This is a genomic window from Snodgrassella alvi (genome assembly GCF_002777855.1).
Classification (GTDB): Bacteria; Pseudomonadota; Gammaproteobacteria; order Burkholderiales; family Neisseriaceae; genus Snodgrassella; species Snodgrassella alvi_E.
This window is the reverse complement of the sequence record NZ_MEIK01000006.1, coordinates 1-1,696: the sequence shown is the minus strand read 5'-3', so window position 1 is coordinate 1,696 and position 1,696 is coordinate 1. Positions and strand designations below refer to the sequence as shown.

Below are 1,696 nucleotides of genomic sequence, written 5' to 3'. Positions count from 1 at the left end.
TAGCGTAAAATAGCTAGCAAACCGGAATTTCTCTAAAAAAATGACAAATTGGCTGAATGAGGTTGTATCAATATTACATGCATTGTTCCAAAAATAATTACTACAATTAGTGGTGTAACAGGTATGCATCTTTTAGATTTATACTTTGCCAGCCTGCTTTTTAATTAATTTGCCATCATTAGTGACTACCCAGCTATCCAGTATGACAGTGATATTTTTTTCGGTTTGCTGCCATAGTTTCAGATAGAGCCGGTCATAATTTATACTAACTTTTACTGGAAAATTACTAACAAAAAAATCATGATGACAAGATCGTACTTGACCAACAATATCACAAAGGATAAGGGTTTTAATGTTATTATTTGCATCCCGATAGATATACAGATCCCTTCCTGCAATATTATCTGTCCATGGCTGATTGGTACTGGGGTCTATACCGTTATTGGCTTGGTAATAGGTTAAGCCAAATACTTTATTAGGCTGCTTAGAATATTCAAAATCCCAGCTTTCTTTTGACGATTTTAAAATATTTTTAAACCTATGATTATAATTTTTGAATTGCTTAGGACTTACTAAATTATAAACAATCATGTGTCCCCATGGAAAGGGCTTACCTTCAGGAATTAAAGTTTTATTATCATGCAAATAATCTATTTCGGTTTGTTCTTTATAGCTCATTAGCGCACCATCAGTAAGGCGATAAAACAAACCAAAGCTTTTAATGGGTAGCTGATAAGTAATAGGTGGACGTTTGTATTTTTGTGCTTTTTTGCTGGCATCAAAATCACCAGGGTCTCCAACATAACGCACCCAGTGAAGTACTACGCCGTCAGGAATACTGACTGGTTTACCGCCCAGATTACCAATGGAATCATAGCGGCCAAATCGGTCCTGATTAATGAAAGGTACCGGCTGCTGTTTGGCTTTGTCTTTATCCTTATCAGAACAGCCAGCCAGCAAAAGCAGGCCAGTTAAACAGACAGCTTTAGCATACGAAATCAATAAATTTCTCATACTGATGTCTCCTATCAGACTAACATATAAATTAGCATAATTTTAGGATAATGCAAACAAAAACATACACAAAAATTAACTAACGTAACGAAATATTAACTCTAAATGGATTATTATGTTTTAATATATATGCTATCTACCAAATATAATTAGCGTAAAATAGCTAGCAAACCGGAATTTCTCTAAAAAAATGACAAATTGGCTGAATGAGGTTGTATCAATATTACATGCATTGTTCCAAAAATAATTACTACAATTAGTGGTGTAACAGGTATGCATCTTTTAGATTTATACTTTGCCAGCCTGCTTTTTAATTAATTTGCCATCATTAGTGACTACCCAGCTATCCAGTATGACAGTGATATTTTTTTCGGTTTGCTGCCATAGTTTCAGATAGAGCCGGTCATAATTTATACTAACTTTTACTGGAAAATTACTAACAAAAAAATCATGATGACAAGATCGTACTTGACCAACAATATCACAAAGGATAAGGGTTTTAATGTTATTATTTGCATCCCGATAGATATACAGATCCCTTCCTGCAATATTATCTGTCCATGGCTGATTGGTACTGGGGTCTATACCGTTATTGGCTTGGTAATAGGTTAAGCCAAATACTTTATTAGGCTGCTTAGAATATTCAAAATCCCAGCTTTCTTTTGACGATTTTAAAATATTT

The 1,696-nt window shown here is 34.1% G+C and carries 2 protein-coding genes; both read right to left on the bottom strand.

From position 1 onward, the window contains the following. Positions 1 to 138: 138 nt before the first annotated feature. A complete protein-coding gene (locus tag BHC43_RS00570; RefSeq protein WP_100156183.1) occupies positions 139 to 1,014 on the bottom strand; it encodes a hypothetical protein in 876 nt (291 codons plus the stop codon). 288 nt (positions 1,015 to 1,302) lie between these two features. Next, on the bottom strand, positions 1,303 to 1,696 hold a 394-nt coding region (locus tag BHC43_RS10635), incomplete at its 5' end, for a hypothetical protein (protein ID WP_218966438.1).